Below are 23,903 nucleotides of genomic sequence, written 5' to 3'. Positions count from 1 at the left end.
GAATATCTTTTTGTCAAATCGGGCGTAGACCGGAGGTCTTGAAATGACGATTGGGCAAACTTTTTAAACGGCCCCTTCAGATTTTTAATACAAAAGAGATCAGTTGTCGTCGGTGGCTTCTTCCACTTCTTTGGCAGCCTCGTTGACGGCTTTTTTGGCATCCTCACCAGCTTCTTCTGCGGCATTTTTGACATCATTGGCTGCATCTTCAGCAGCCTTCTTCATCTCTTCACCTGCCTCTTTGGCTTCGTTCATGGCCTCTTCGCCGGCCTCCTTGAGGTTTTCTCCTGCTTCTTCCAATGATTCAGCTGCTTCGCCAGTGGCCTCTACAGCTTCCTCTTTGGCTTCGTTCACCTTGTCGGCACAACCTTCACAAGATTGAAAACCCATGGCTATCGTTATGACGGCAAATCCTAACAAAACTTTTTTCATCGTAATGGTTTTAGTGTTATATGGGCCTAAAGATATCAAAAAGCACGACAAACCAATGAACTATAAGACGTATTTTTTTCATATCCAATTAGTTATGCAAACGTTGAAATATTGTAGAATTTTCAAAAAGTTTTTCTTTAAAGTTCAGTTTGACCGGCATCAATTTTATTTCGGAATTATTTGTGACAACACGGTTTTTTCGCGACATGAAAAATATCCAAATGGTTAATCGAATTTAAATGTTCTGCATCGAGCGAATTCGACAAGATCCATGGTGCATAAACCGTAACATGGATTTTAAGCTCAACGTAAATGTAGTAGTCACGGGAACCATGCAATAACCCAAACGTATATTTTCTAAAAAAGAAAAGCCCCTTGTAGAGGGGCTTTTTTAGTTTGCCTCCCCGCTGTTTTTATAGGAAATTGCTTAATTTTGCGCACCTTAATTCAAAGCGCATTATGGGTTCGAAATTCAAAGAGTACAAAAATCTAGACCTTCCAGGAGTGGCAGAGGAAGTGCTTACTTTTTGGAAGGAAAAGAACATATTTGAGAAGAGTATTTCGACCCGTGATGGAAAGGAAAGCTATGTGTTCTATGAGGGCCCTCCTTCGGCCAACGGAATGCCGGGCATCCACCATGTGATGGCACGAACCATCAAGGACATCTTTCCGAGATACAAGACCATGAAGGGGTACCAGGTGAAGCGCAAGGCGGGGTGGGATACCCACGGGCTACCCATTGAATTGGGTGTTGAGAAAGAACTGGGCATCACCAAGGAAGATATCGGAAAGAAGATATCGATAGAAGAATACAACGAGGCCTGTAAAAAAGCGGTCATGCGTTATACCGATGTGTGGAACGACATGACCGAAAAAGTGGGGTATTGGGTAGATATGGACGACCCTTACATCACCTACAAGTCCAAATACATGGAGTCGGTCTGGTGGCTGCTCAAGCAGATTTATGACAAGGGGCTCATTTACAAGGGCTATACCATACAGCCTTATTCGCCCAAAGCGGGCACGGGCCTTAGCTCGCACGAGCTGAACCAACCGGGCACCTACCAAGATGTGACCGACACAACGGTAACGGCCCAGTTCAAGGCCAAAAAAGAAACCCTTCCTGATTTTTTGAAAGACGTTGGGGGAAACATCTATTTTTTGGCATGGACGACCACACCATGGACGCTTCCCTCGAATACCGCTTTGACGGTCGGCCCGAAAATTGACTACGTGCTCGTAAAGACTTTTAACCAATATACCTTTGAACCCATCAATGTAGTGGTGGCCAAGGCGCTGGTGGGCAAACAGTTTTCAGGCAAATTCTTTGAGGCCGAATCAGCCGAAGATTTCAGCCAATACAAGCCGGGCGACAAAAAAATTCCTTATCAGGTCATTGCCGAGGCCAAGGGCACAGATTTGGTAGGCATACGGTACGAACAGCTTATCGATTATGTACAGCCTTACCAAAACCCAGAGAATGCATTTAGGGTAATTGCTGGCGATTTTGTTACCACCGAAGACGGTACAGGTATCGTGCATACGGCCCCAACCTTTGGTGCCGACGATGCCATGGTGGCCAAACAGGCGAAGCCCGAGGTGCCGCCCATGTTGGTGCTCGATGAGAATAACAATCCCGTCCCCCTGGTCGATTTACAGGGCAGGTTTCGACCAGAAATGCGAGAGTTTGGCGGCAAATACGTTAAAAACGAATATTACGAAGAGGGCCAGGCACCCGAAAAATCAGTCGATGTTGAATTGGCCATCAAACTAAAAACGGAGAACAAGGCGTTCAAGGTTGAAAAATATCTGCACAGCTACCCGAACTGTTGGCGTACAGACAAACCCATCTTATATTATCCACTTGATTCTTGGTTCATCAAGGTCACCGATGTACGGGATCGCATGTACGAATTGAACCAAGAGATCAATTGGAAACCAAAATCGACAGGTGAAGGCCGCTTTGGCAACTGGTTGGCCAATGCCAACGACTGGAACCTGTCTCGATCTCGTTACTGGGGCATACCCTTGCCCATTTGGCGTACAGACGACGGGCAAGAGGAAAAAATAATCGGCTCGGTTGAAGAACTCAAATCAGAAATGGGCAAAGCCGTCGAGGCAGGTTTTATGGAGAAAGATATCTTCGACGACTTTGTTGTGGGTGACATGAGCGAGGCCAATTATGACAAAATCGACCTTCACAAAAATGTGGTTGATAAAATAGTTTTGGTGTCGCCCTCGGGCAAGCCCATGAAACGCGAAGCAGACCTTATCGATGTATGGTTCGATAGCGGTTCGATGCCCTATGCCCAATGGCACTATCCTTTTGAGAACAAACAGTTGATTGATGACCGGGTTGCTTTTCCGGCGAACTTCATTGCCGAAGGGGTCGATCAGACACGGGGATGGTTCTATACACTGCATGCCATAGCCACCATGGTATTTGACTCAGTGGCCTATAAAAATGTGGTGTCAAATGGCTTGGTACTCGATAAAGAGGGCAAAAAAATGTCGAAGCGTTTGGGCAATGCCATTGATCCCTTTGAGACGATGAAGGCCCATGGGGCCGATGCCACCCGATGGTACATGATAGCGAATGCCAACCCGTGGGACAACCTAAAATTTGACATCGAGGGCGTTGTCGAGGTCAAACGAAAGTTTTTTGGCACCCTTTACAACACCTATGCCTTTTTTGCGCTGTATGCCAATATCGATGGCTTTTCGTACAGTGAAGAAGAGATGGCCCTAGATGAGCGTTCAGAGCTTGACCAATGGATTCTTTCTGAACTACATACCCTGATCAAGCTGGTCGATGGGGCCTATGCCGATTACGAGCCAACCAAAGCGGCACGCGCCATTTCAGATTTTGTGCAGGAAAACCTCAGCAACTGGTATGTTCGCCTAAGCAGAAGACGTTTTTGGAAAGGGGATTACCAGAAGGACAAAATCTCGGCCTATCAAACGCTCTATACCTGCCTGTGTACGGTTGCCAAACTTTCGGCCCCTTTGGCACCCTTTTATATGGACAGACTGTACAAAGACTTGGAAGCGGTGACCCAATTGGAAGGGCTTGAGAGCGTGCACCTTGCTGACTTCCCCGACCATGATGAAACCATGGTGAACAAAAAGTTGGAGGGCAAGATGCAGGCGGCACAAAAAATTACCTCATTGGTGCTTTCCATACGCCAGAAAGAAAAGATCAAGGTGCGACAGCCATTGCAAAAGGTCATGATTCCCGTGCTGGATGCTTCCCAAAGGGAAGAGATCGAAGCGGTATCCGATTTGATCAAGTCCGAGGTAAACGTCAAGGAGATCGAGCTGCTCGATGATGCTTCGGGCATTTTGGTCAAACAGATCAAGCCAAATTTCAAGGTTTTGGGCCCCCGATACGGGAAAGAGATGAAGGCAATTGCTGCCGCTGTTTCACAAATGGGGCAAGAAGACATCCAAAAAATTGAACAGGAAGGCGAAATATCGCTTGATTTGGAAAATAAAAGCATTAAATTACAGTTGTCAGATGTAGAAATCAGTTCTCAAGACATCGAGGGTTGGTTGGTGGCCAGTAATGGCACCTTTACCGTGGCACTTGATGTTACCATTAACGATGACCTTAAAAAAGAGGGTATCGCCAGAGAACTTGTGAACCGCATTCAAAACCTGCGAAAAGACTCAGGTTTTGAAGTGACCGATAGAATTGACATCAAGATCCAAAAAGATGGCTTGATCGAAGAGGCAGTTGAAAGCAATAAAGAGTATATTAAATCAGAGACCCTGACCGCAGCGCTTGATTTTGAAGAGGAACTGGAAGGAGGAACGGCCTTGGCCTTTGATGGAGTGAACACTAGATTATTAATTAAAAAACATTGAAAGATGTCAAACGATACTAAAGTCCGGTATTCAGACAAAGAGCTTGAGGAGTTCAGAAAGCTGATTGAAGAGAAAATAGAAAAGGCCCAAAAGCACCTTGAGCTTTTGAGAAGTTCTTACATGAACGATGGCAACAATGGTACAGACGACACTTCGCCAACGTTCAAAGCGTTTGAAGAGGGTTCTGAGACCATGAGCAAAGAGGCCAACACCCAATTGGCCATCCGTCAAGAGAAATTTATCCGCGACCTTAAAAATGCTTTGTTGCGAATTGAGAACAAAACCTATGGCATTTGTCGGGTAACGGGCAAATTGATCAACAAAGAACGGTTGAAGCTGGTACCCCATGCCACTTTGAGCATTGAGGCAAAGAACATGCAAAAGTAGGCCAGTGCCTTTGAGACGTTGCGGGTATTTTGTTATGGGTCTACTGGGCTTTTTGGCCAGTATTACCGTTGCTGCGCAAAAGGTGGTGAAAAAGACCTACGTCAACGCCAACAATGACTACATCCAAATTGATTCGAATAATTGCTACCAAGTAGATTTGACTACGGCTTCGGGCGATGAACTGTCGGTCGAGGCCATTATCGATGGCGAATACAAAAAAGATTTGGTGGTCAATATCGAGCAAGAAGGCCAAACCATTCTGGTGAACACAGGTTTTCAGCCCAATTTCATCTTTCCGAACGACAAATTGAGTGCCCACAAGGTCGTTTCGATACGGCTTCACATAACATTGCCCGAATACCATGATATTCGTCTTTATGGCACCAGCAGCCATGTCAATGCCACCGGCAACTATAAAAACCTCAAAGTTGATTTGGCCGATGGTGTTTGCGAACTGCGCAACATTGGCGAAAACGTGCAGGTAAAAACCCAAAGGGGAACCATTTATCTTTTTACCGACAAAGGTGATATACTGGCTACATCAGCTTACGGAAGGGTAAGTGGGAGTTCGATTCCGTCAGGTAATTCAGTTTATGACCTGCGGTCGGTAGAGGGCGACATCCATCTCAAAAAAACTGAATAATATCAGTATTTTTGCAACTCATTTTTACAAATGGACCTAAAAAAATCACTCTTACTGATCATAGTTGTATTGCTGATCGACCAGATTAGCAAAATCTATATCAAAACGCATTTTGAGTATCAAGAATCCGTTGAGGTTTTCCGTTGGTTCAAGATTTTATTTATCGAGAATTCAGGGGCGGCCTGGGGGACCAAACTGAACGATTTTCTGCCCATATCTGAATCAACTGGTAAATTGATCTTGACCATTTTTCGGCTTTTTGCCATTGTCGGTATTGGCTATTGGTTGTATGATATCATCAAAAAGAAATCTGCCCGTGTTTTAATTGTAGCCGTTTCCTTGATTTTCGCCGGCGCCTTGGGCAACATTATCGATTCGGTTTTCTATGGGGTAATCTTTAACGACAGTTATAACCAAGTGGCGACCCTTTTTGCTGATGAACCATATGGCAAACTGTTTCATGGCAAGGTGGTCGATATGCTTTATTTTCCCATCATACAGGATGCCGTTTGGCCCGACTGGGTACCCTTTGTGGGAGGTAATAACTTTAGCTTTTTTGAACCGGTTTTCAATATCGCCGATTCAGCCATAAGCATTGGAGTGGCCTTGCTCATCATTTTTAACAAAAAGGCCTTCCCTAAAAAAGGTCAAGAAGAAAGATCGGAAGAAGGGAATGAATAGATTTTGGTCGGAGTAACACAATAATCCAAAGGAACATCGTGCGGGCCGACATCGCTGATCACTTCCTCGGCTCCAAAGAAAGACACTCCGATTTTAATCGAATCTTGCCGACACTTTTTCAAGAACGTATCGTAATAACCCTTGCCATACCCGACGCGGTTTCCCATTAGGTCAAAGGCTAAAAGGGGCATGAAGATGACGTCGATTTTTGACGCTTCTATTTTGATACCGTCCACAGGCTCGGGAATCTGCCAACTGTTCAACACCAGCTTTGTACTGTCGGTCAAAAGGTAATGTTCCATTTCAGTACCCGAAGCGATTTTCGGGACCACAACACATTTGTCCCTGGCCTGTAGGGTTGTTATTATGGGGTGGGTATCCACCTCCTTTTTATCGGCAATGCTCAAAAAGACATGGTAGTGGGTGAAATGCCAAATGGGTAGTTGTAGGAGTCGGTTGGCTATTTCAATGCTATGTTCTAAAATAAAAGAAGGAGAAAGATGTAATCGTTTCTCCTTATAGACTTTTCTTAATTCATGTTTCAACATACGCGATGTTGATTGATTCCGGGGGAAGTTTCAAGCAATAATTACCTACTCTTTTGTTGAGACGGCAACGTAAATTTTGAAGAACAACATCAAAATTAGATACATGCCCAAAACGATAAGATAATTCTCCATGCATTTAACGTTTAGGTGTCTAAAAATAAACAAAAAAATAAAGTGAGCGCTATGAAATGCACTTTTTTATCGATGAAATGCACTTTTTTATTATTTTTTTAACAGCGGCGCAACCCATGAAGGCTGATTTTTCTTATAGAAAGGCGAATAGGCCGCGGCTATGGTCTGTCACCGATTTTTAACCACCATTTCAGAGGGCCTTTGCGAAAAACATAGTAATTTCATACTGTATTTTAAAGCGTGCCCTAGCATACCATGTCAACCCTGTCGATAGAAGTACAATTGAGTTCGTTGCCCGATAACCCGGGGGTCTACCAGTTTTTTGATGCAGACGGCAAAATGCTCTATGCGGGCAAGGCCAAAAACCTTAAAAAAAGGGTCTCTTCATACTTTACGCGAAAACAGGAGTACGGCAAAACACGGGTGATGGTCAAGAAAATAAAGACCATTAAACATGTGGTGGTGCCGACAGAGTCAGATGCCTTATTATTGGAGAACAACCTCATAAAAAAGCACCAACCACGCTACAATGTGTTGTTGAGGGACGATAAATCTTACCCTTGGATCTGTATCAAGGACGAACGGTTTCCCAGGGTGTTCATGACCCGAAGACTCATCAAGGACGGTTCTGAATATTTTGGCCCGTACACCAGTGTAAAGACCATCAAGACCATACTCGACCTCATCCGCAGCATATACCCCCTTCGTACCTGTAATTACGACCTGTCTGAGGAAAAAATAGCGGCGGGCAAGTATAAGGTATGCCTGGAGTACCATTTGGGCAACTGCAAAGGGCCATGTGAGGGGCTGCAGACCGCCGAAGAATATGAAGGCCAGATAGACGACATCAGGGCCATTATAAAGGGCAATTTTTCATCATCCCTTTCCAACCTTAAAAAACAGATGAAAATGTTGGCCGCTGAGATGAAATACGAAAAGGCCCAGCGGATAAAGGAAAAAATTGAGGTTTTGGAAAATTACCAGGCAAAATCATTGATCGTCAATCCGAAGATTAGCGATGTGGATGTCTTTTCAATCGTTTCAGATGAGACCCATGCCTATATCAACTTCTTACAGATTTCACATGGGCTGGTGGTGCGTTCACACACAATGGAGATAAAGAAAAAATTGGATGAGACCGATGAAGAACTCTTGCAACTGGGCATCATTGAGATTCGTCAGCGGTTTGGTTCAGACTCAAAAGAACTCTATTTGCCATTTGCCGTACCAGTGGAAGAAGGGCTGAGGGTCACGGTGCCAAAACTTGGAGATAAGCGAAAATTGGTAGATCTTTCGACCAGAAATGCAAAATTCTACCGTCAAGAGCGTTTCAAGCAAATAAAGATCACTGACCCCGACAGGCATGCCAAACGTATAATGGCACAGATGAAGGCCGACCTCAGACTTTCAGAAGAGCCAAGGCATATTGAATGTTTCGACAACTCGAATATACAAGGCAGCGACCCGGTGGCCGCCTGCGTGGTCTTCAGAAATGGAAAGCCTTCCAAAAAAGAATATCGCCACTTCAACATTAAGACCGTTTCAGGGCCCAACGATTTTGCATCGATGGAAGAAGTGGTGCACCGGCGCTACAAGAGAATGCTGAATGAGAATGAACCCTTGCCCCAACTGATAGTGATCGATGGGGGCAAAGGTCAGCTTTCGTCGGCACTCAAGAGCCTTGAGCGCTTGGGCTTAAGGGGTAAGATCGCCATTATAGGCATTGCAAAGCGGTTAGAGGAAATCTATTTTCCTGATGACCCCATACCCCTGTACCTCGACAAAAAGTCGGAAACTTTAAAAATCATACAACAGCTTCGAAACGAAGCCCACCGTTTTGGCATCACCTTTCATAGAAACAAGAGAAGCAAAAAGGCCATTGATTCTGAGCTTGAGAGTATTGAGGGCATTGGAGAGAAAACGGCGCAACAGTTGTTGAAAGAATTTAAATCGGTAAAACGGATCAAAGAGGCAAGTATCGACCATTTGGCCAAAAGCGTCGGTATGGCCAAGGCAAAAAAAATTTATGAATCATTTCATTAACACTAAGATCAGACAGGCCTCGTTTTTGGCACTGGCACTGGTAGCACATAGCTGTTTTTCACAAGAAAGCCCGAAAGTAGGCGTGGTATTGAGCGGGGGCGGCGCCAAGGGGCTTGCCCATATAGGGGCCCTGAAGGTAATTGAAGAGGCGGGGGTAAAGGTTGATTATATTGGCGGAACCAGTATGGGGGCCATAGTTGGGGCTTTGTATGCTGCGGGGTACTCGGCCACCGAACTGGATTCAATATTCAGGGCCACTGATTTTAATGAGTTGATCCAAGACGATGTGCCCAGGGGGGCCAAGACCTTTTATGAAAAGGACGATTCAGAAAGGTATGCCCTAAGTCTTCCGTTTAATGGGTTCAAAATTTCTTTTCCGCAGGGTATTTCCGGGGGGCAGCGCATCTACGGCGAGTTGGTTCGCTTGTTGTACCACGTTAAAGACATACGTGACTTCAACCAACTTCCAATACCCTTTGTATGCATAGCCACAAATGTAGAAACCGGCGAAGAAGTGGTACTAGACTCCGGTTTTCTGCCAGAGGCCATAACAGCAAGCGGTACTTTTCCATCACTGTTCGAGCCTTCAGAGATCGATGGAGACATACTGATAGACGGTGGGGTGGTGAATAATTACCCTATTGATGAGGTGAAAGAAATGGGTGCCAACATCATTATAGGGGTCGATGTACAGCATGGCCTTGTAAAACGGGAGTCGCTATCATCGGCCACGGGAATTCTTCTGCAGATAAACAACTACCGCACGGTAAGGGATATGGTTGAAAAACGGGAAAAGACAGACATCTACATAAAACCGGAGATCGGTGATTTTTCGGTAATTGACTTTGATTATGCTGCAGAAATAATGGAAATTGGCGAGAAGGCTGCCAAGGCACGATTTGATGAACTTGTCAAAGTGGCACGGGAGCAAGCGACAATGGATGCAAAGAATTTTAAGGGCGAAGTGTCTGATAGCCTGATCATCAACCGGCTTATGATAAAAGGAGATACCCGCTACTCCAGGGGCTATGTAAAGGGTAAGCTGCGGGTAGATCTGGGCGAAAAAATTTCGTTCGAAAAACTCCAACAGGGAATCAACAATCTGGCCGCTACGGGCAATTTCAAGGCACTGCGGTACGAGTTGGCATACAACGGCCTTGGTACCGACCTCATTCTGAAGCTTAAAGACGACCCTACCAAAATGTTCATCAAAATGGGCGCGCATTATGACGACCTATATAAAAGTGCCGCTTTGATCAACCTTACCCGAAAGGGCCTCTTTTTTCAAGACGATGTGGCCTCTTTTGATTTTATTTTAGGAGACCACATAAGGTACAATTTGGAATATTACGTAGACAAAGGAGCGTATTGGAGCTTTGGTATAAACTCCAGTTTCACCGATTTTGACCAAGAAATTGATTACGGACTCATAAGCTCCAATTTTGATGTTGTCGACAATCCCAACATAGGCCAGATATTGCTTGATGTGGCCGATTTCACCAATCAGCTGTACCTACAAACGGTATTACGTGAAGAGTTTGCGTTTAGGATTGGGGCTGAGCACAAATTGCTGCGGTACAGCACAAGAACCTTGACTGAAAATGCTCAAATGGCAGAAGCGAGTTTTACGCCAAGCTCTGGAGACCGTACTTTTTTTGAGGATAGCAATTATTTCAGTGCTTTTGGCAAATTGGCATTGGATACTTATGACGATAAGTACTTTCCCACGGAGGGCCTTTTATTCGATGGAGACTTTCATGTGTATCTTTTTTCTTCTGACTTTAACGATAACTTCAAAGAATTTTCAATAGCGAAGGCCCGTATGGGTACGGCGTTCAAGTTATTGCCCAACACATATTTCAATCTTGAGACAGAAGGCGGGTTTAAACTGGGCACTTCGAGCGTGGGGTCATTTGACTTTGTTTTGGGAGGCTTTGGCAATGATTTCATCAACAACTTTATCCCCTTTTTCGGATATGATTTTCTTAGCCTGCCCGGAAACAGTTTTGTTAAGGCCTATGGACGCCTCGACATCGAAATTGCCCCCAAAAACCACATACTCTTTACCGCCAATGTGGCCAATGTGGAAGATGATCTTTTTAGAACCGGTGAATGGTTCTCAGAGCCTGATTTTTCGGGCTTCGGCGTAGGTTATGGCTTTGAGTCGTTTCTGGGCCCCGTACAGGTTTACTATTCATGGTCGCCCCAACTAGATGATAGCAATGTTTTTTTTAGTGTAGGCTTTTGGTTTTGATAAGTGCCTGTCTGCACCAAACCATAACCCCCCCATTTTTCTTAATTTTTTCAGAACAAATTATTAAGCGATCCCCAATAAGTACGGCATATAGTTAAAGTCCGTTAAAAACTGTTTTCAGAAAAAACTTCAACTTATCTTTACAGTGATAAAGGGTGGTTCCTTTATTACTTTAAGTATTGGTTTTTCATAATTTAAAGTTTGGTTGGTTATTTAGAAAAAGCCCCGACACTCAGTCGGGGCTTTTTTTGCGTATACTAATTTGGAATAACTTTTGTTTAAAGTAATGTAAAACATGCTTCTAAATGTATCGTATTAGTACTTTTGGCGGTGTAATGAACATCATGAAGAAAATTGTCCCTATAATATTATTGCTATTTGTCATGGGGTTGTCTGCACAGACACCCAGGGCATTTAAAGCAGGCGAATGGTTGAAGTTCAGGATACATTATGGCATCTTGAACGCCAGTTATGCCACCCTGCACCTTAAAACCGACACCATAAAAGGAAAACCGGTCTACCATGTTGTGGGCCGGGGCAAGACCACTGGTTTTGCAAGTATCTTTTTCAAGGTTGACGACACCTATGAAAGTTATTTTGGCCAGGATGATGGCAAACCCTACCGGTTCATCAGAAAAATTGATGAAGGAGGGTATACAAAAGACATCGAAATAGACTTTGATTACACAAAGAACAAAGCGCTCTTAAAAGACAATAAGAACAACAAGCAGTATGATTTTACCATCCACGACCAAGTGCAAGATCTAGTTTCTGCAGCCTATTATTTGAGGGACAGGTACGATGCAGACGACCTTGTTGTGGGTGAGAGTATTGGCATGGACATGCTGTTCGATGACGATGGGGTTTATAAATTCAAGCTCAAATTTCTGGGCATTGACACCATAAGAACCAAGTTTGGTAAGGTAGAATGTCTTAAATTTAGGCCCTACGTACAATCAGGAAGAGTATTTCGCGAGCAAGAGAGTCTTACCTTGTGGGTGTCCAACGATCTTAACAAAATTCCGGTGCGTATCAAGGCCGATTTGGCCGTTGGGTCTATCAAGGCCGATTTAGACGGTTACAATGGCCTTAAAAATCAGTTCAAAATAATTATGGATTGAACAACCACTGATGAAGAGAGATAAGCGAATTGAGTCGCAAATCAACAAGCTTGAAGAGAAGTATAGAGACTCGGGCCAAGACCTGAGCTCTTATTTAGACGGGTTGTTGTACCAACGTTATCTCACCTATTGGGACTATATCCACCTCGACACCCTTTTGAGCCTTCAAGTGCCCCGAACCTACTTTCCCGATGAGGAGATTTTTATCATGTACCACCAGATCACCGAGCTTTATTTCAAGCTCATCTTGCATGAGCAGAAGCAATTGGTAGATGACAAATCGCAAGCATTGGAGGTCTTTCTCGAAAAGACAGACCGGATCAACAACTATTTCAAGGCACTCACCTCATCGTTCAGCATTATGATCAACGGCATGCAGCGCGAACAGTTCTTGCGCTACAGAATGGCGTTGCTTCCAGCAAGCGGGTTTCAATCGGTGCAATACCGAATGATCGAGATATATGCCACCCCGTTGGAAAATTTGGTGCACCATACCGAACGGGGACATTTTTCAGAGCAGAACACCATAGAAGAGCTCTATGGGCATATCTATTGGAAAAAGGGTGCAACAGACTTAAAAACAGGTGAGAAGACCCTAACACTAAAACAGTTCGAATATCGTTATACTCCTAGGTTGATACGTATAGCCAAACAGGTAAAAGGCAATACGATATACCATAAATACCTTCAACTGCCCAAAAAAGTCAGGGAAAACCCTGAATTGATAGAGGCTTTGAAGCGATTGGATATCAACGCCAATGTCAATTGGCCCTTGATGCACATGGGGTCGGCCTATCGTTATTTGAAAAAAGAAAACGCGGCAATAGAGGCCACGGGCGGCACCAACTGGAAAGAGTTTTTGCCACCCAGTTTTCAAAGAATAATTTTTTTCCCAACTTTGTACTCAGAGGAAGAGCTTGCAAATTGGGGCAAACAGTGGGTTGACCATATGTTCAACCCCGACAACAAAAAATAAGAAATGCAGAAATACTGGGGCGTACTTTTGGCATTGGTGGTAATTGTTTCATGCAAAGAAGAGGAAAAGCCAATCATCACCGAGATTGCCCAAATTGAGGTAGAAAAACCGGTCGAAAAATATTTTGGCTTCAATCTGGAGGAGTTTAAGGTGGTGAACGACACCATCCGCTATGGCGACAGTTTTGGCGAGCTGATGCTCAAGAACCATGTTGACTACCCAAAAATTGCGGCCGTTTCCGAAAAATTCAGGGATACCTTCGATGTTAGAAAAATCCGAGTTGGCAAACCCTATGTAATCCTCAAATCAAAAGATTCGCTCGAAAAGGCCCAGATTTTTATCTATCAAAACGATAAGGTCAATTATACGGTGGTAGATTTAAGGGACAGTGCCTTGGTGTACAAGAGCAAGAAAGAGGTACAGCTGGTCGAGCGTGAGGTGGCAGGTGTCATCAACAGCAGTCTCTCACAAACATTGGATAGCTTGGGGGTCGATTATGCGGTGACCATCAACCTGTCGGAAATCTACGCTTGGACCATCGACTTTTTTAGATTGGAAAAGGGCGATAAGTTCAAGATCGTCTACGATGAAAAATATATCAACGATACCATCTATGCGGGCAGTGGGGCTATAAAAGCTGCCTATTTCGAACATAAGGGAACACCCGTTTATGCCTTTCCCTATGTTATAGATTCAACAAAAAACATACTTGACTACTACGACCAAGATGCCAATAATTTAAGGAGCACCTTTTTAAGGGCCCCGATCAAGTTTGGCTATAGACTTTCTTCAGGGTACAATTTAAAGCGTCGTATTGCCTATTACGGCAATAGGGTGCGGCCACATAAGGGCACTGATTACGCGGCGCCCATTGGCACGCCCATTATCGCTACGGCAGATGGCACGGTTACCGAATCGACCCGTCGGGGTGGTAATGGTCGTTACGTAAAAATTCGCCATAACGGCACCTACAGTACCCAGTACCTGCACATGCGCAAGCAAAAGGTGAAAAAGGGCGATTTTGTTCGACAGGGCGATGTTATCGGTTGGGTAGGCATGACCGGTAACACCTCGGGCCCACACGTTTGCTACCGCTTCTGGAAGAACGGTAGACAGGTAGACCCCCTGCGAGAAAAGCTTCCTTCGGCTGACCCCATCGCCGATTCATTGAAAAGTGCCTATTTCGAACATATAAAACCGCTTAGGTTTCAATTGGATTGTATTGAGTTCATGCAACCATCCGATTATGAGAATGAGAAAGACATGCTAACCTTCAACCAATACGATGACACTTCCCAAAATCAATCCTACAGCGACTAAGGCCTGGATGGCTCTGGCGGCACACCAAAAAGAATCAGAAAAACTACATTTACGGCAACTCTTTGAATCGGACCCCGATAGGGCGAGAAAATTCCATATCCAGTGGAGAGACTTCGTTGTCGACTATTCCAAGAACAGAATTACATCCGAAACCATCGATTTGCTGCTGCAATTAGCCGACGAGGTCAGGTTAAAAGAAAGCATGGCCAGCTATTTTGGTGGTGATGTGATCAATGAAACCGAAGGGCGGGCCGTTTTGCACACCGCGCTGCGTGCAGCAAAAGATGAAGTGGTAAAGGTCGATGGAGAAAATGTGGTGCCAGAGGTACACCAGGTCGGCGAGCACATAAAAACGTTCTCAGAAGAGATCATCGCTGGAAAAAAGAAAGGGTTTACGGGCAAACCCTTTACCGATGTGGTCAATATCGGTATTGGCGGTTCTGACTTGGGGCCCGTAATGGTCACCGAGGCGCTTGAATATTACAAGAACCACTTAAGGGTGCATTTTGTGAGCAATGTCGATGGTGACCACGTCCATGAAGTGTTAAAGCACATTGATCCAGAGACCACTCTTTTTGTGGTGGTATCGAAAAGTTTTACCACCCAAGAGACCCTGAGTAATGCCCTGACCATTAAAAGATGGTTTTTACAGTATGCCTCCCCAGAAGATGTGGCACACCATTTTGTGGCCGTTTCGACCAATCTTGAGAAAATAAAGGAGTTTGGCATTGCCGATGAAAATGTATTCCCGATGTGGGATTGGGTCGGTGGCCGTTTCTCGCTTTGGAGTGCGGTGGGCCTTTCAATAGCATTGTCTGTCGGCTATGATAATTTTACCCAGCTTCTTGAAGGGGCCCGTGAAATGGACAACCATTTTAAGGAAACAGACTTCAGCGAAAATATACCGGTTATATTGGCGCTTTTGAGCGTATGGTACAACAATTTCTACGGAGCCGAGACCGAGGCCATCATCCCCTACAGTCAATATCTCCACCGTTTTTCAGCCTATTTGCAGCAGGGCATTATGGAGAGCAATGGCAAAAGTGTTGATCGCTCGGGCGAACAGGTCGGCTACCAGACCGGCACAATTATATGGGGAGAGCCCGGCACAAATTCACAACATGCTTTTTTTCAGTTGATCCACCAGGGCACCAAATTGATTCCCAGTGATTTTATTGGCTTTAAGGAATCATTGCATGGCGATACGGACCATCATAATAAGTTGATGGCCAATTTTTTCGCCCAGACAGAGGCTTTGATGAACGGCAAGATCCCAGAAGAGGTTAGGCAAGAACTTGAAAATCAAGACTATAACAATGAAGAAATAGATTTTTTACTGCCATTCAAAGTATTTGAGGGTAACAAGCCCACCAACACGATACTTATTAAAAAGCTGACGCCGAAAACCTTGGGTGCCCTTATCGCGATGTACGAGCATAAAATTTTTGTGCAAGGGGTGATATGGAATATCTTCAGTTTTGACCAATGGGGTGTGGAACTTGGAAAGCAACTTGCCAAAAATATTCTTCAAGATATTGAGAACCCTCAAATAGGGCCCCACGATGCTTCTACCGAACAGCTTTTACGTTTTTTTAAGGACTGATTCGAACACCGGAAAGGGCAAAGCACAATTAATTTGCTGGCAATCATTCTTTTGTCGGTTTTTGGCCAAAAATCCCCAACTTTTTCTTAACATTGCCTTAACATTACTAAAGGCAAAAAGAGAGAATTTTGCATCGCTAATTAAATGAATTAAACACTATTTCAAATGAAAAAACTCTACTTGGTTTTTGCGGCGCTTTTGGTGTCTGCAACGGTATTTTCGCAGGGGGTCACCACTTCTTCAATCGGTGGTAAGATCACGGACAACAATGGCGAACCGCTACCTGGCGCCAGTGTTGTTGCGGTACACGTACCCTCTGGAACGGTCTATGGCGCTGCCACCGACTTTGATGGTTTTTACCGAATTTCTGGTATGCGTACTGGCGGCCCTTACAAGATTACGATTTCGTACGTTGGTTTCAACGATGATGTAAAAGAAGGGGTCTATCTCAACTTAGGTCAGACCACCACTATCAACTCTCAATTGGCTGAATCGGCAACAGCACTTGACGAAGTGGTTGTGACCGCTGTGGGCGATGGCGTCTTCGGTGCCAACAAGACAGGTACCGAGACCAACATTTCACAACGCCAAGTGGCGACCACTCCGGCGGCCTCTAGGTCGTTGGCAGATTTTGTGCGATTGACACCCCAGGCACAATTGTCTGAAGGGGATGATGGGTTCTCCATTTCATTGGCAGGACAGAACAATCGCTACAATGCCATCTATATTGATGGTGCCGTTAACAACGATGTATTTGGCTTGGCTGGTTCAGGCACCAACGGAGGCCAGACAGGGGTCAACCCTCTTTCAGTGGACGCCATTGAAACATTCCAAATCAACATTGCACCTTTTGATGTAAGACAATCAGGTTTTTCAGGAGGATCGATAAATGCCATCACCCGATCGGGTTCAAACGAATTTGAGGGATCGGCCTACTACTTTACACGTAATGAAGGTCTGGCCGGTAAAACACCACCCGATTTGGTGGGCGATGGTGAAGAAAGGGAAAAGCTTGCAGACTTCTCAGCAAACACCTACGGTGTTCGTTTAGGAGGTCCAATAATCAAAGACAAGCTGTTCTTCTTCATCAACTACGAAAGAGCGGAGACCGAGATTCCCCAACCTTTCAACTTTAGCAACTATACAGGGAGGTCATCACAGGCCGATCTAGAAAACTTGAGCAACTTCCTACAGAGTACCTATGGGTACAATCCAGGTATTTTTAACAACAACACCCGAACGTTGGAAAGCAACACTTTGGTGGCCAAGATAGATTGGAACATCAATGAGAACAACAACCTTTCGTTGCGCCATAGCTATGTGGGAGCAGAAAACCTGGAAGCACGTAATTCGGGCAATCGAAATATAGGCTTTATCAATGGTTCTGAATTCTTTAAGTCGAACACTAATTCGACTGCACTTGAATTGAACTCAAGGTTTGGCAACAAGTTCAGCAATAATTTGGTAGTGGGCTATACTGCCGTTAGGGATGACCGTGATCCATTCGGCGATCCCTTTCCTACGGTAGACATCCAAGATGGCGACGGAACCATTTCGTTTGGGTCTGAACCCTTCTCAACAGCCAACTTGTTGAACACAGATTATTTGACCATCACTGACAACTTTGAAATCTATGCTGGCCGCCATACGGTTACCTTGGGTGCCAACCTAGAATTCGCAACGATTAAGAACCTGTTTTTTGCTTTCAACTACGGAGACTACACATTCGAAGACCAATTCGACGACAATGGTGTGTTGATCTCTAGCGGTCTCAACCAGTTTTTGACCGGTCAAGATGCCGATGTGTACCAGCATGGCTATTCGTTGGTTGGCAATGGCGCTGTGGGCGATGAATCGTCAGGTTCAGCTGACTTCAAGACTTTTCAGGCAGGTTTTTATGTACAGGATGATGTTCAGGTAACCGATGATTTTAAAGTGAGCATCGGTGCACGTATCGATATTCCTAGCTGGAAAGACGGTACGGTGAACGAAGATTTCAATACCAGGACGGTTGCCTTGCTTGAAGCCGCCGGTAAAGACCTTCAAGGTGCTAGGGTAGGCCAAGGTGTCGGTACTGCCATGTTTGCACCAAGACTTGGTTTCAACTGGGATGTCAATGGTGAGCGAACCACACAAATTCGTGGTGGTCTCGGTGTGTTTACATCCAGATTGCCCTTGGTATGGCCCGGAGGCACCTATAACAACAACGGTGTAACCGGTGGATTTATGTTTGAATTCGGACAGCCATTTGAGCCCAATGTAGAAAACCAATTTGAAGATCCTGCCCCTGGTTCAGGTGGTTTGGGAGGAAACATCGACCTTATAGCTGAAGATTTCAAGTTGCCCCAGGTGATGAAGTATAACATTGCCATCGACCAAAAATTGCCATGGTGGGGATTGATTGCTTCAGCTGACTTCTTGTATACAGATGTCATCACCGATATCTATTATGAGAATTTGAACCTTAAGGGCCCCGTTGGTTTTTACCAAGGTGCCGATAATAGGCCATTCTACGATAGAAGAGACGAAATAGACCCAACGTATGGGAGAATTATTTTGGCTTCGAACACAGGTGGTGGTAATGCTACGAACCTTACTTTTACGCTTCGCAAGCCTTTTGAAAATGGTTTTGCCGGTTCCATTTCCTATACCTACGGTGAGTCTAACAAGATTTTCGATGGGACCTCTTCACAGAATAGCTCACAATGGCGAAATATTTTGACGGTGAACGGCAAAAACTCACCCAACCTGCCTGTTACCCGTTCAGATTTTGCTTTGGGCAACCGTATTGTGGCCGATGCCTCATATCAGATTAGTTGGAACGACAATGTCAAGACTACTGTAGGCTTGCTTTATTCTGGTTTCCAAGGTTCTCCTTATAGCTTTAGCTACAACGAAGGGCGCGACCTGTTGAACGACGATTCAAGGGATAACGCGTTGATTTATATACCCAGAAATGCCAGTGAAATACAGTTTGCAGGTACCGAAGCAGAGCAAGCGGCCCAATGGCAACAGTTGGATACTTTCATCAACAGCATTGACTACCTACGGGAGAACAGGGGCAAATATGCAGAGCGAAATGCGGTTCGAGGCCCTTGGAGCCACATCGTTGACCTCAAATTGCTTCAAGACTTCTCAATCAATTGGGGCAATAAGAAGCATACCTTGCAACTATCTGCTGATATTTTCAATTTCACCAATTTCTTGAACAAAGATTGGGGCAAACTGAAATTTATCAGAAGCGAGGTAAGCCCATTGACAACAGTTTCTACAGGTGATACGCCTGTATTTGCAATCAACCAAGGGGTTATGAACGATGATGGTACGCCTAACTTTGAAGAATTGGATGATTTCGGAATCCAGTCATCTAGGTGGCAGGCACAATTGGGTGTTCGCTACATCTTTAACTAAGACGTTATTATAATGCTTAGATAGAAAGCCCCGCAATTTGCGGGGCTTTTTTATTGTTAAAATCATTACTTTTAGACTTCAAAATTCAGATATGGAAATCCTACAGAACCTACATTCCTATTTTGCCTATATCGTATTGGCCATGTTGGTCATTGCCGTTGTCAATGCTTTTGCAGGATGGATCGGTAAACGTATGTTTACCATGCACAAAGACCTTCGAATCAGTCTCTTTGCACTCATTCTAAGCCATATACAGCTACTGATTGGCCTCGTATTGTACTTTGTGTCTGCCAATGGGCTCAAGGCCATCCAGACATTGGGTATGGGAGGGCTGAATGCCCCGGCCAGGCTACTGGCCTTGGAACATCCCTTGACAAACATCATTGCCATTGTATTGATTACCATCGGCTGGTCGCGCCATAAGAAGTTTATGGAGGGCGACAAGAAGTTCAAGAGCATTGCCATATTCTACGGATTGGGGTTGTTGTTGATTCTCAGCCGTATCCCTTGGGGGCAGTGGTTTGATTAAACCCATTGTCATTCCCGCATAGGCGGGAATCTATTTCACTCCCCTCCTTTGGAGGGGTTGGGAGAGGCTTTCACCAAAAACAGATACACTGGAAAATGGTCAGCGTACCCGCCGTGATAAGTGGTGCCCACATATGTTCGAAAAGGATAGCCCCTGTATGGTCCGCTTTTGTTTTTCAGATAATCTGGGTCAAAGACCCCGACTTTCCAAAACGAATAGGTCTCCCTACGGTCTGAAAGCAGATTTGCTGTGAAGAAAAACTGGTCAAAAAGATTCCACTTGTCGCGATAGGCCAATGAACCCACACCTTTTTTGAAGAGCCGCTCCATTGGGTTAAAAAGGCCCGTACTGTCCAACAATCTTTTTTTGCCTACTGTTTTCAACACTTTTTTGAAAGAGTCGTTTCGGGGGTCGTCGTTGAAATCGCCCATCGATATGATCTTGGCACTGGGCTTCAGGCGCAGAATCGAGTCGATGATACGTTTGTTCAAGTGGGCCGCCTGTATCCTGTTAGGTCTGCTCTTGGCCTCGCCACCACTACGTGAGGGCCAATGGTTGACGATAAAATGGAATTCTTCGTTATCCAACATACCACCGACCACTAATTGGTCTCGGCTATAGTCCCTATTGCTATCCTCATCAAAAAGCAACAATCGGTGGTTGTTGAACGAATGGGGCAAAAAAACGTTTTTCTTGTAAAGTAGGGCCACATCGATACCCCGCTCATCGGGTGAGTCGTGGTGTACTATTCCGTAGTTTTTTGAACGTAAGTTTACGTGTGCCACCAAATCGTTGATTACCTTTTTATTCTCTACTTCGCAGAGCCCGATGATATCGGGCGAGGTGCCTGTTGTTTCCTTGCCAATTTCTGAAAGCACCTGTGAGATGTGCGCTATTTTTCGTTGGTAACGCTCCTGGGTCCAACCGTAAGCCCCTGTCGGTGTTCTTTCATCATCAAAGATCAACGTGTCATTGGTAGTGTCAAACAGGTTTTCGACATTGTAAAAGGCAATTGACCTTATCCTATACGGCTGTTCAGATTGGCTATGGCAGTATATCGAAAGAAAACAAAAAAGAACGACTAACCTTCTCATCCGTATAACTTTACGGAAAAATACACATGTTTTTTTGTTTTTCTGGGCCCAGACATCTTTGATTGAATTTTTTTATGTAAAATTGAGGAAACACTGACCAAAAATGCGGCTATTGCCTTTATTTCTGTGTTCATTTGCCTTGTTTCAGGTAATTGGACAGGAGTCCATCTCCATAAAGGGAAAATTGGTGGATGCCCAACTGAACAGGCCCATTCCCAACGGGAGGGTCATACTCGGGGGAACGTCACTCACTTACGAAACCAATTCTGAAGGTGAATTTGAACTTACCACTCCATTGACAGGTGAACGGCTGTTGGTCTGCACTGCCAATGATTTTATCACCAAACGATTGGCAATACAGCTGGAAGGAACCAATCTTGATGTGGGCACGGTTTTCATGGAACCAGACGTAACCGTTGAACAGACCGACAACCTGATTACCTTAACCGATATTGAACTTTCCGATGATGTTGAGGCAGTTTCCGCTTCAGCAGGCTTGCTACAGGCTACCCGTGATGTCTTTTTGAACCGTGCCGCCTTTGACTTTGGGCAGGCCTTCTTTCGGGTAAGGGGCTATGATTCGAGAGAGGGCAAAGTCTTCATCAACAATATGCCGATGAACAAATTTTTTGATGGGAGGCCCCAATGGAACAACTGGGGCGGCCTCAACGACGTGGTGCGAAACCAAACCTTTACCAACGGACTCGAAGCGGCCGAAATGGGTTTTGGCGGTATTTTGGGAAATACCAACATTGACACCCGCCCATCCGGTTTACGGCCTGGCCTTCGGCTTTCTGCATCGGCCTCTAACAGAACCTATTCTGGGCGCTTGATGGCCACTTATACTTCAAGTGGAAACAGTGATTGGCATTACACGGTATCGGGTTCAAGGCGTTGGGCAACGGAAGGGTACATAGATGGAACACATTACGATGCCTTTTCCTTTTTTGGCGCACTCGAATACCGGTTGAATGAAAGAAATTCGCTGCTACTGACCTCCATTATGGCCAAAAATCGTCGGGGCCGTTCGGCCGCGATCACCGAAGAAGTGTTTGAGCTGGCCGGAAACCGCTACAACCCGTATTGGGGGTATCAAAATGATGGGATGCGCAGCAGCCGTGAACGGGATATTTTTGAACCGATCTTGATGCTGAACCACTATTTTGAGTCACAAAACATACAGATTGTCACAGGTGTTTCCTATCAATCGGGCAGCCGTGCAAGAAGTCGGTTGGGGTACTTCAATGCGCCAAATCCTGATCCGACATACTATCGTTACCTGCCGAGTTTTTACATCAACAACCCGATAGGGGCCGATTTTACCAATGCAGCATTGGCAAGGGAAGGATTTTTACAGAACCCACAGATTAACTGGAACAATCTCTATTTGGCGAACTCGAACACGGTAAACCAGGGCAAGGCCGCCTATGTATTGCAGAACGATATTGTTGAAGATGCCCGTTTTTCGGTCAATTCAGTGGCAAACATCTCCATGGGCCATCGATTTCTGCTCGATTTAGGACTTGGGCATACCCAGACCAATTCTGCCAATTTTGCTGAACTGGACGATTTATTGGGAGCTGATTTCCACGAGGATATAGACCCGTTCTCCAATACCCGAAACAATATCAACGGCCCTTTGAACAAAGAGGAGGGTGATGTTTTTTCATACCATTATGAAGTTGAAGCGACAACCCTGAACGGGTTCGTACAGGCGAGAAAGCAGTTTGACAAATGGAGTGCTTTTTTTGCAGCTGAAGCTTCAAGAACGACCTACCGGCGTACGGGCCTTTTTCAAAACGAACGTTTCTCACAGAATTCGCTCGGCAAGGGCGAAAAGGTCGATTTCTCAAATTTTGGGGCGAAGGGAGGCCTGACCTACAAGATTACGGCAAGGCATTGGTTGAGGGCCCAAGCGGCGTATTTGACCCGCTCGCCGATAGTGCAGAACGTGTACGTAAATCCACGCGAGAGCCATGAAGTGGTCCCCGATATTGAGAGTGAAACCGTTTCTTCGATGGACATGGACTATTTCCTGCGGCTCCCTGATCTGACAGGGAGAATTTCAGGATTTTACACCCGTTTTCAGAATGCCACCGACATCAATTTCTTTTTTGTCGATTCGGGGCTGGGCTCCGATTTTGTACAAGAGGTCATCACAGATCTCGATAGAGTGCACATGGGCATTGAGGTCGGTATTGAGTACCAAGTTTCGCCTGCCGTCGAGCTCTCATTGGTGGCCAACGTGGGCAAGTACCTTTTTGCCAATCATCCAGCAGTTACCATAAACTTTGACACCGCAGGCCAAGAAGAACCCATTGCCCCTGAGGGAAACATTGACCTGGGCCTTGCCAACATAAAAGGCTATAGACTGGCCCAAGGCCCACAGAAGGCCGTTGCATTCGGAGTTGAATATCGCGATCCCGATTACTGGTGGGTGGGCGCCACCGCAAACTATTTGGCGAACAATTATGCCAATATTTCAACCATTACCAGAACGCAGAGTTTTTTGATAGATCCCGAGACCGGGCAACGATTTGTCGATGCCACAGAAGAAAATGTTGCCAAGCTCCTGCAACAGCAAAAACTGGATGATTTTTATCTCTTGAATCTGGTCGGCGGAAAGTCTTGGCTTATCGACGGAACCTATGTAAGCATTTTTGCCAGTATCAACAATGTTTTTGAGGCCACCTTTAGAACGGGTGGATACGAGCAGAGCAGAAATGGCAATTTTGGCCAATTGCAACAAGATAACCTGAGAAATAACCCCACTTTCGCACCAAAATATTGGTACGGTTACGGCCGAACCTATTTTTTGAATGTGGCGGTAAGTTTTTGACCTATTAAATTGACATTCTCAAC

General features: G+C 45.1%; 16 protein-coding genes. 13 read left to right on the top strand and 3 right to left on the bottom strand.

The genetic code is table 11. The features are described from left to right. Nucleotides 1-99 precede the first annotated feature (99 nt). Nucleotides 100-432, bottom strand: coding sequence for a hypothetical protein (locus VC82_RS05885; protein WP_045801546.1), 333 nt, complete (start codon nucleotides 430-432; stop codon nucleotides 100-102). A gap of 459 nt (nucleotides 433-891) precedes the next feature. Between VC82_RS05885 and ileS the strand changes: the two genes are divergently transcribed. The 4 genes from ileS to VC82_RS05865 are packed head-to-tail and all read left to right on the top strand — an operon-like array spanning nucleotide 892 to nucleotide 6,010. Next, nucleotides 892-4,299 (top strand): isoleucine--tRNA ligase, encoded by a 3,408-nt coding sequence (ileS, locus tag VC82_RS05880; protein ID WP_045801545.1) that lies wholly within the window; start codon nucleotides 892-894, stop codon nucleotides 4,297-4,299. A 3-nt stretch (nucleotides 4,300-4,302) separates the two neighbouring features. Beyond that, nucleotides 4,303-4,686, top strand: a complete 384-nt coding sequence (locus VC82_RS05875; RefSeq protein ID WP_045801544.1) for a TraR/DksA family transcriptional regulator — start codon at nucleotides 4,303-4,305, stop codon at nucleotides 4,684-4,686. A gap of 4 nt (nucleotides 4,687-4,690) precedes the next feature. Then, the gene (locus VC82_RS05870) at nucleotides 4,691-5,329 is read left to right on the top strand and encodes a hypothetical protein (RefSeq protein WP_157517999.1); all 639 of its coding nucleotides are present in this window, start codon (nucleotides 4,691-4,693) and stop codon (nucleotides 5,327-5,329) included. 30 nt (nucleotides 5,330-5,359) lie between these two features. After that, nucleotides 5,360-6,010 carry a lipoprotein signal peptidase gene (locus tag VC82_RS05865; RefSeq protein WP_045801542.1) on the top strand — a complete coding sequence of 217 codons (651 nt, stop codon included), beginning with the start codon at nucleotides 5,360-5,362 and terminating at the stop codon, nucleotides 6,008-6,010. Here the strand turns inward: VC82_RS05865 and VC82_RS05860 are convergent. Continuing rightward, the gene (locus VC82_RS05860) at nucleotides 5,977-6,558 is read right to left on the bottom strand and encodes a 5-formyltetrahydrofolate cyclo-ligase (protein WP_045801541.1); all 582 of its coding nucleotides are present in this window, start codon (nucleotides 6,556-6,558) and stop codon (nucleotides 5,977-5,979) included. The two genes, VC82_RS05865 and VC82_RS05860, sit on opposite strands and share 34 nt — an antisense overlap. Nucleotides 6,559-6,945: 387 nt before the next feature. On the opposite strand from VC82_RS05860, the gene uvrC reads away from it, so the two are divergent. From uvrC to VC82_RS05820, 8 genes are all read left to right on the top strand, one after another. Further along, nucleotides 6,946-8,733, top strand: a complete 1,788-nt coding sequence (uvrC, locus tag VC82_RS05855) for an excinuclease ABC subunit UvrC (RefSeq protein ID WP_045801540.1) — start codon at nucleotides 6,946-6,948, stop codon at nucleotides 8,731-8,733. Further along, nucleotides 8,717-10,987 (top strand): patatin-like phospholipase family protein, encoded by a 2,271-nt coding sequence (locus tag VC82_RS05850; protein WP_045801539.1) that lies wholly within the window; start codon nucleotides 8,717-8,719, stop codon nucleotides 10,985-10,987. The genes uvrC and VC82_RS05850 overlap by 17 nt, the downstream gene beginning before the upstream one ends. A 344-nt stretch (nucleotides 10,988-11,331) precedes the next feature. After that, the gene (locus VC82_RS05845; protein WP_045803282.1) at nucleotides 11,332-12,108 is read left to right on the top strand and encodes a DUF3108 domain-containing protein; all 777 of its coding nucleotides are present in this window, start codon (nucleotides 11,332-11,334) and stop codon (nucleotides 12,106-12,108) included. Between the two features lie 10 nt (nucleotides 12,109-12,118). Then, nucleotides 12,119-13,084 carry a tryptophan 2,3-dioxygenase family protein gene (locus VC82_RS05840; RefSeq protein WP_045801538.1) on the top strand — a complete coding sequence of 322 codons (966 nt, stop codon included), beginning with the start codon at nucleotides 12,119-12,121 and terminating at the stop codon, nucleotides 13,082-13,084. Nucleotides 13,085-13,087: 3 nt separating this feature from the next. Further along, nucleotides 13,088-14,404 (top strand): M23 family metallopeptidase, encoded by a 1,317-nt coding sequence (locus VC82_RS05835; protein ID WP_045801537.1) that lies wholly within the window; start codon nucleotides 13,088-13,090, stop codon nucleotides 14,402-14,404. Further along, a complete protein-coding gene (gene pgi / locus VC82_RS05830; RefSeq protein WP_045801536.1) occupies nucleotides 14,370-16,007 on the top strand; it encodes a glucose-6-phosphate isomerase in 1,638 nt (545 codons plus the stop codon). The genes VC82_RS05835 and pgi overlap by 35 nt, the downstream gene beginning before the upstream one ends. 165 nt (nucleotides 16,008-16,172) lie before the next feature. Beyond that, nucleotides 16,173-19,418 carry a TonB-dependent receptor gene (locus VC82_RS05825; RefSeq protein ID WP_045801535.1) on the top strand — a complete coding sequence of 1,082 codons (3,246 nt, stop codon included), beginning with the start codon at nucleotides 16,173-16,175 and terminating at the stop codon, nucleotides 19,416-19,418. Nucleotides 19,419-19,509: 91 nt separating this feature from the next. Then, nucleotides 19,510-19,947, top strand: a complete 438-nt coding sequence (locus VC82_RS05820) for a hypothetical protein (protein ID WP_045801534.1) — start codon at nucleotides 19,510-19,512, stop codon at nucleotides 19,945-19,947. Nucleotides 19,948-19,982: 35 nt separating this feature from the next. On the opposite strand, the gene VC82_RS05815 is transcribed toward VC82_RS05820, so the two are convergent. After that, entirely contained in the window at nucleotides 19,983-21,041 is a 1,059-nt protein-coding gene (locus tag VC82_RS05815) for an endonuclease/exonuclease/phosphatase family protein (RefSeq protein WP_045801533.1), read from the bottom strand. A 103-nt stretch (nucleotides 21,042-21,144) separates the two neighbouring features. Between VC82_RS05815 and VC82_RS05810 the strand changes: the two genes are divergently transcribed. Continuing rightward, a complete protein-coding gene (locus tag VC82_RS05810; RefSeq protein ID WP_045801532.1) occupies nucleotides 21,145-23,880 on the top strand; it encodes a peptidase associated domain and porin domain-containing protein in 2,736 nt (911 codons plus the stop codon). Nucleotides 23,881-23,903 lie beyond the last annotated feature (23 nt).

It is taken from the genome of Flagellimonas lutaonensis (assembly GCF_000963865.1).
Lineage (GTDB): Bacteria > Bacteroidota > Bacteroidia > Flavobacteriales > Flavobacteriaceae > Flagellimonas_A > Flagellimonas_A lutaonensis.
Note: the sequence above shows the minus strand (reverse complement) of the source record. Positions and strands in the feature narration are given on the sequence as shown.

What these genes read in the sequence shown, in the direction of transcription:
- VC82_RS05885 (WP_045801546.1), bottom strand. Translation starts at nt 432, where the DNA reads ATGAAAAAAGTTTTGTTAGGATTTGCCGTCATAACGATAGCCATGGGT.
- ileS (WP_045801545.1), top strand. Translation starts at nt 892, where the DNA reads ATGGGTTCGAAATTCAAAGAGTACAAAAATCTAGACCTTCCAGGAGTG.
- VC82_RS05875 (WP_045801544.1), top strand. Translation starts at nt 4,303, where the DNA reads ATGTCAAACGATACTAAAGTCCGGTATTCAGACAAAGAGCTTGAGGAG.
- VC82_RS05865 (WP_045801542.1), top strand. Translation starts at nt 5,360, where the DNA reads ATGGACCTAAAAAAATCACTCTTACTGATCATAGTTGTATTGCTGATC.
- VC82_RS05860 (WP_045801541.1), bottom strand. Translation starts at nt 6,558, where the DNA reads ATGTTGAAACATGAATTAAGAAAAGTCTATAAGGAGAAACGATTACAT.
- uvrC (WP_045801540.1), top strand. Translation starts at nt 6,946, where the DNA reads ATGTCAACCCTGTCGATAGAAGTACAATTGAGTTCGTTGCCCGATAAC.
- VC82_RS05850 (WP_045801539.1), top strand. Translation starts at nt 8,717, where the DNA reads ATGAATCATTTCATTAACACTAAGATCAGACAGGCCTCGTTTTTGGCA.
- VC82_RS05845 (WP_045803282.1), top strand. Translation starts at nt 11,332, where the DNA reads ATGAAGAAAATTGTCCCTATAATATTATTGCTATTTGTCATGGGGTTG.
- VC82_RS05840 (WP_045801538.1), top strand. Translation starts at nt 12,119, where the DNA reads ATGAAGAGAGATAAGCGAATTGAGTCGCAAATCAACAAGCTTGAAGAG.
- VC82_RS05835 (WP_045801537.1), top strand. Translation starts at nt 13,088, where the DNA reads ATGCAGAAATACTGGGGCGTACTTTTGGCATTGGTGGTAATTGTTTCA.
- pgi (WP_045801536.1), top strand. Translation starts at nt 14,370, where the DNA reads ATGACACTTCCCAAAATCAATCCTACAGCGACTAAGGCCTGGATGGCT.
- VC82_RS05825 (WP_045801535.1), top strand. Translation starts at nt 16,173, where the DNA reads ATGAAAAAACTCTACTTGGTTTTTGCGGCGCTTTTGGTGTCTGCAACG.
- VC82_RS05820 (WP_045801534.1), top strand. Translation starts at nt 19,510, where the DNA reads ATGGAAATCCTACAGAACCTACATTCCTATTTTGCCTATATCGTATTG.
- VC82_RS05815 (WP_045801533.1), bottom strand. Translation starts at nt 21,041, where the DNA reads ATGAGAAGGTTAGTCGTTCTTTTTTGTTTTCTTTCGATATACTGCCAT.
- VC82_RS05810 (WP_045801532.1), top strand. Translation starts at nt 21,145, where the DNA reads ATGCGGCTATTGCCTTTATTTCTGTGTTCATTTGCCTTGTTTCAGGTA.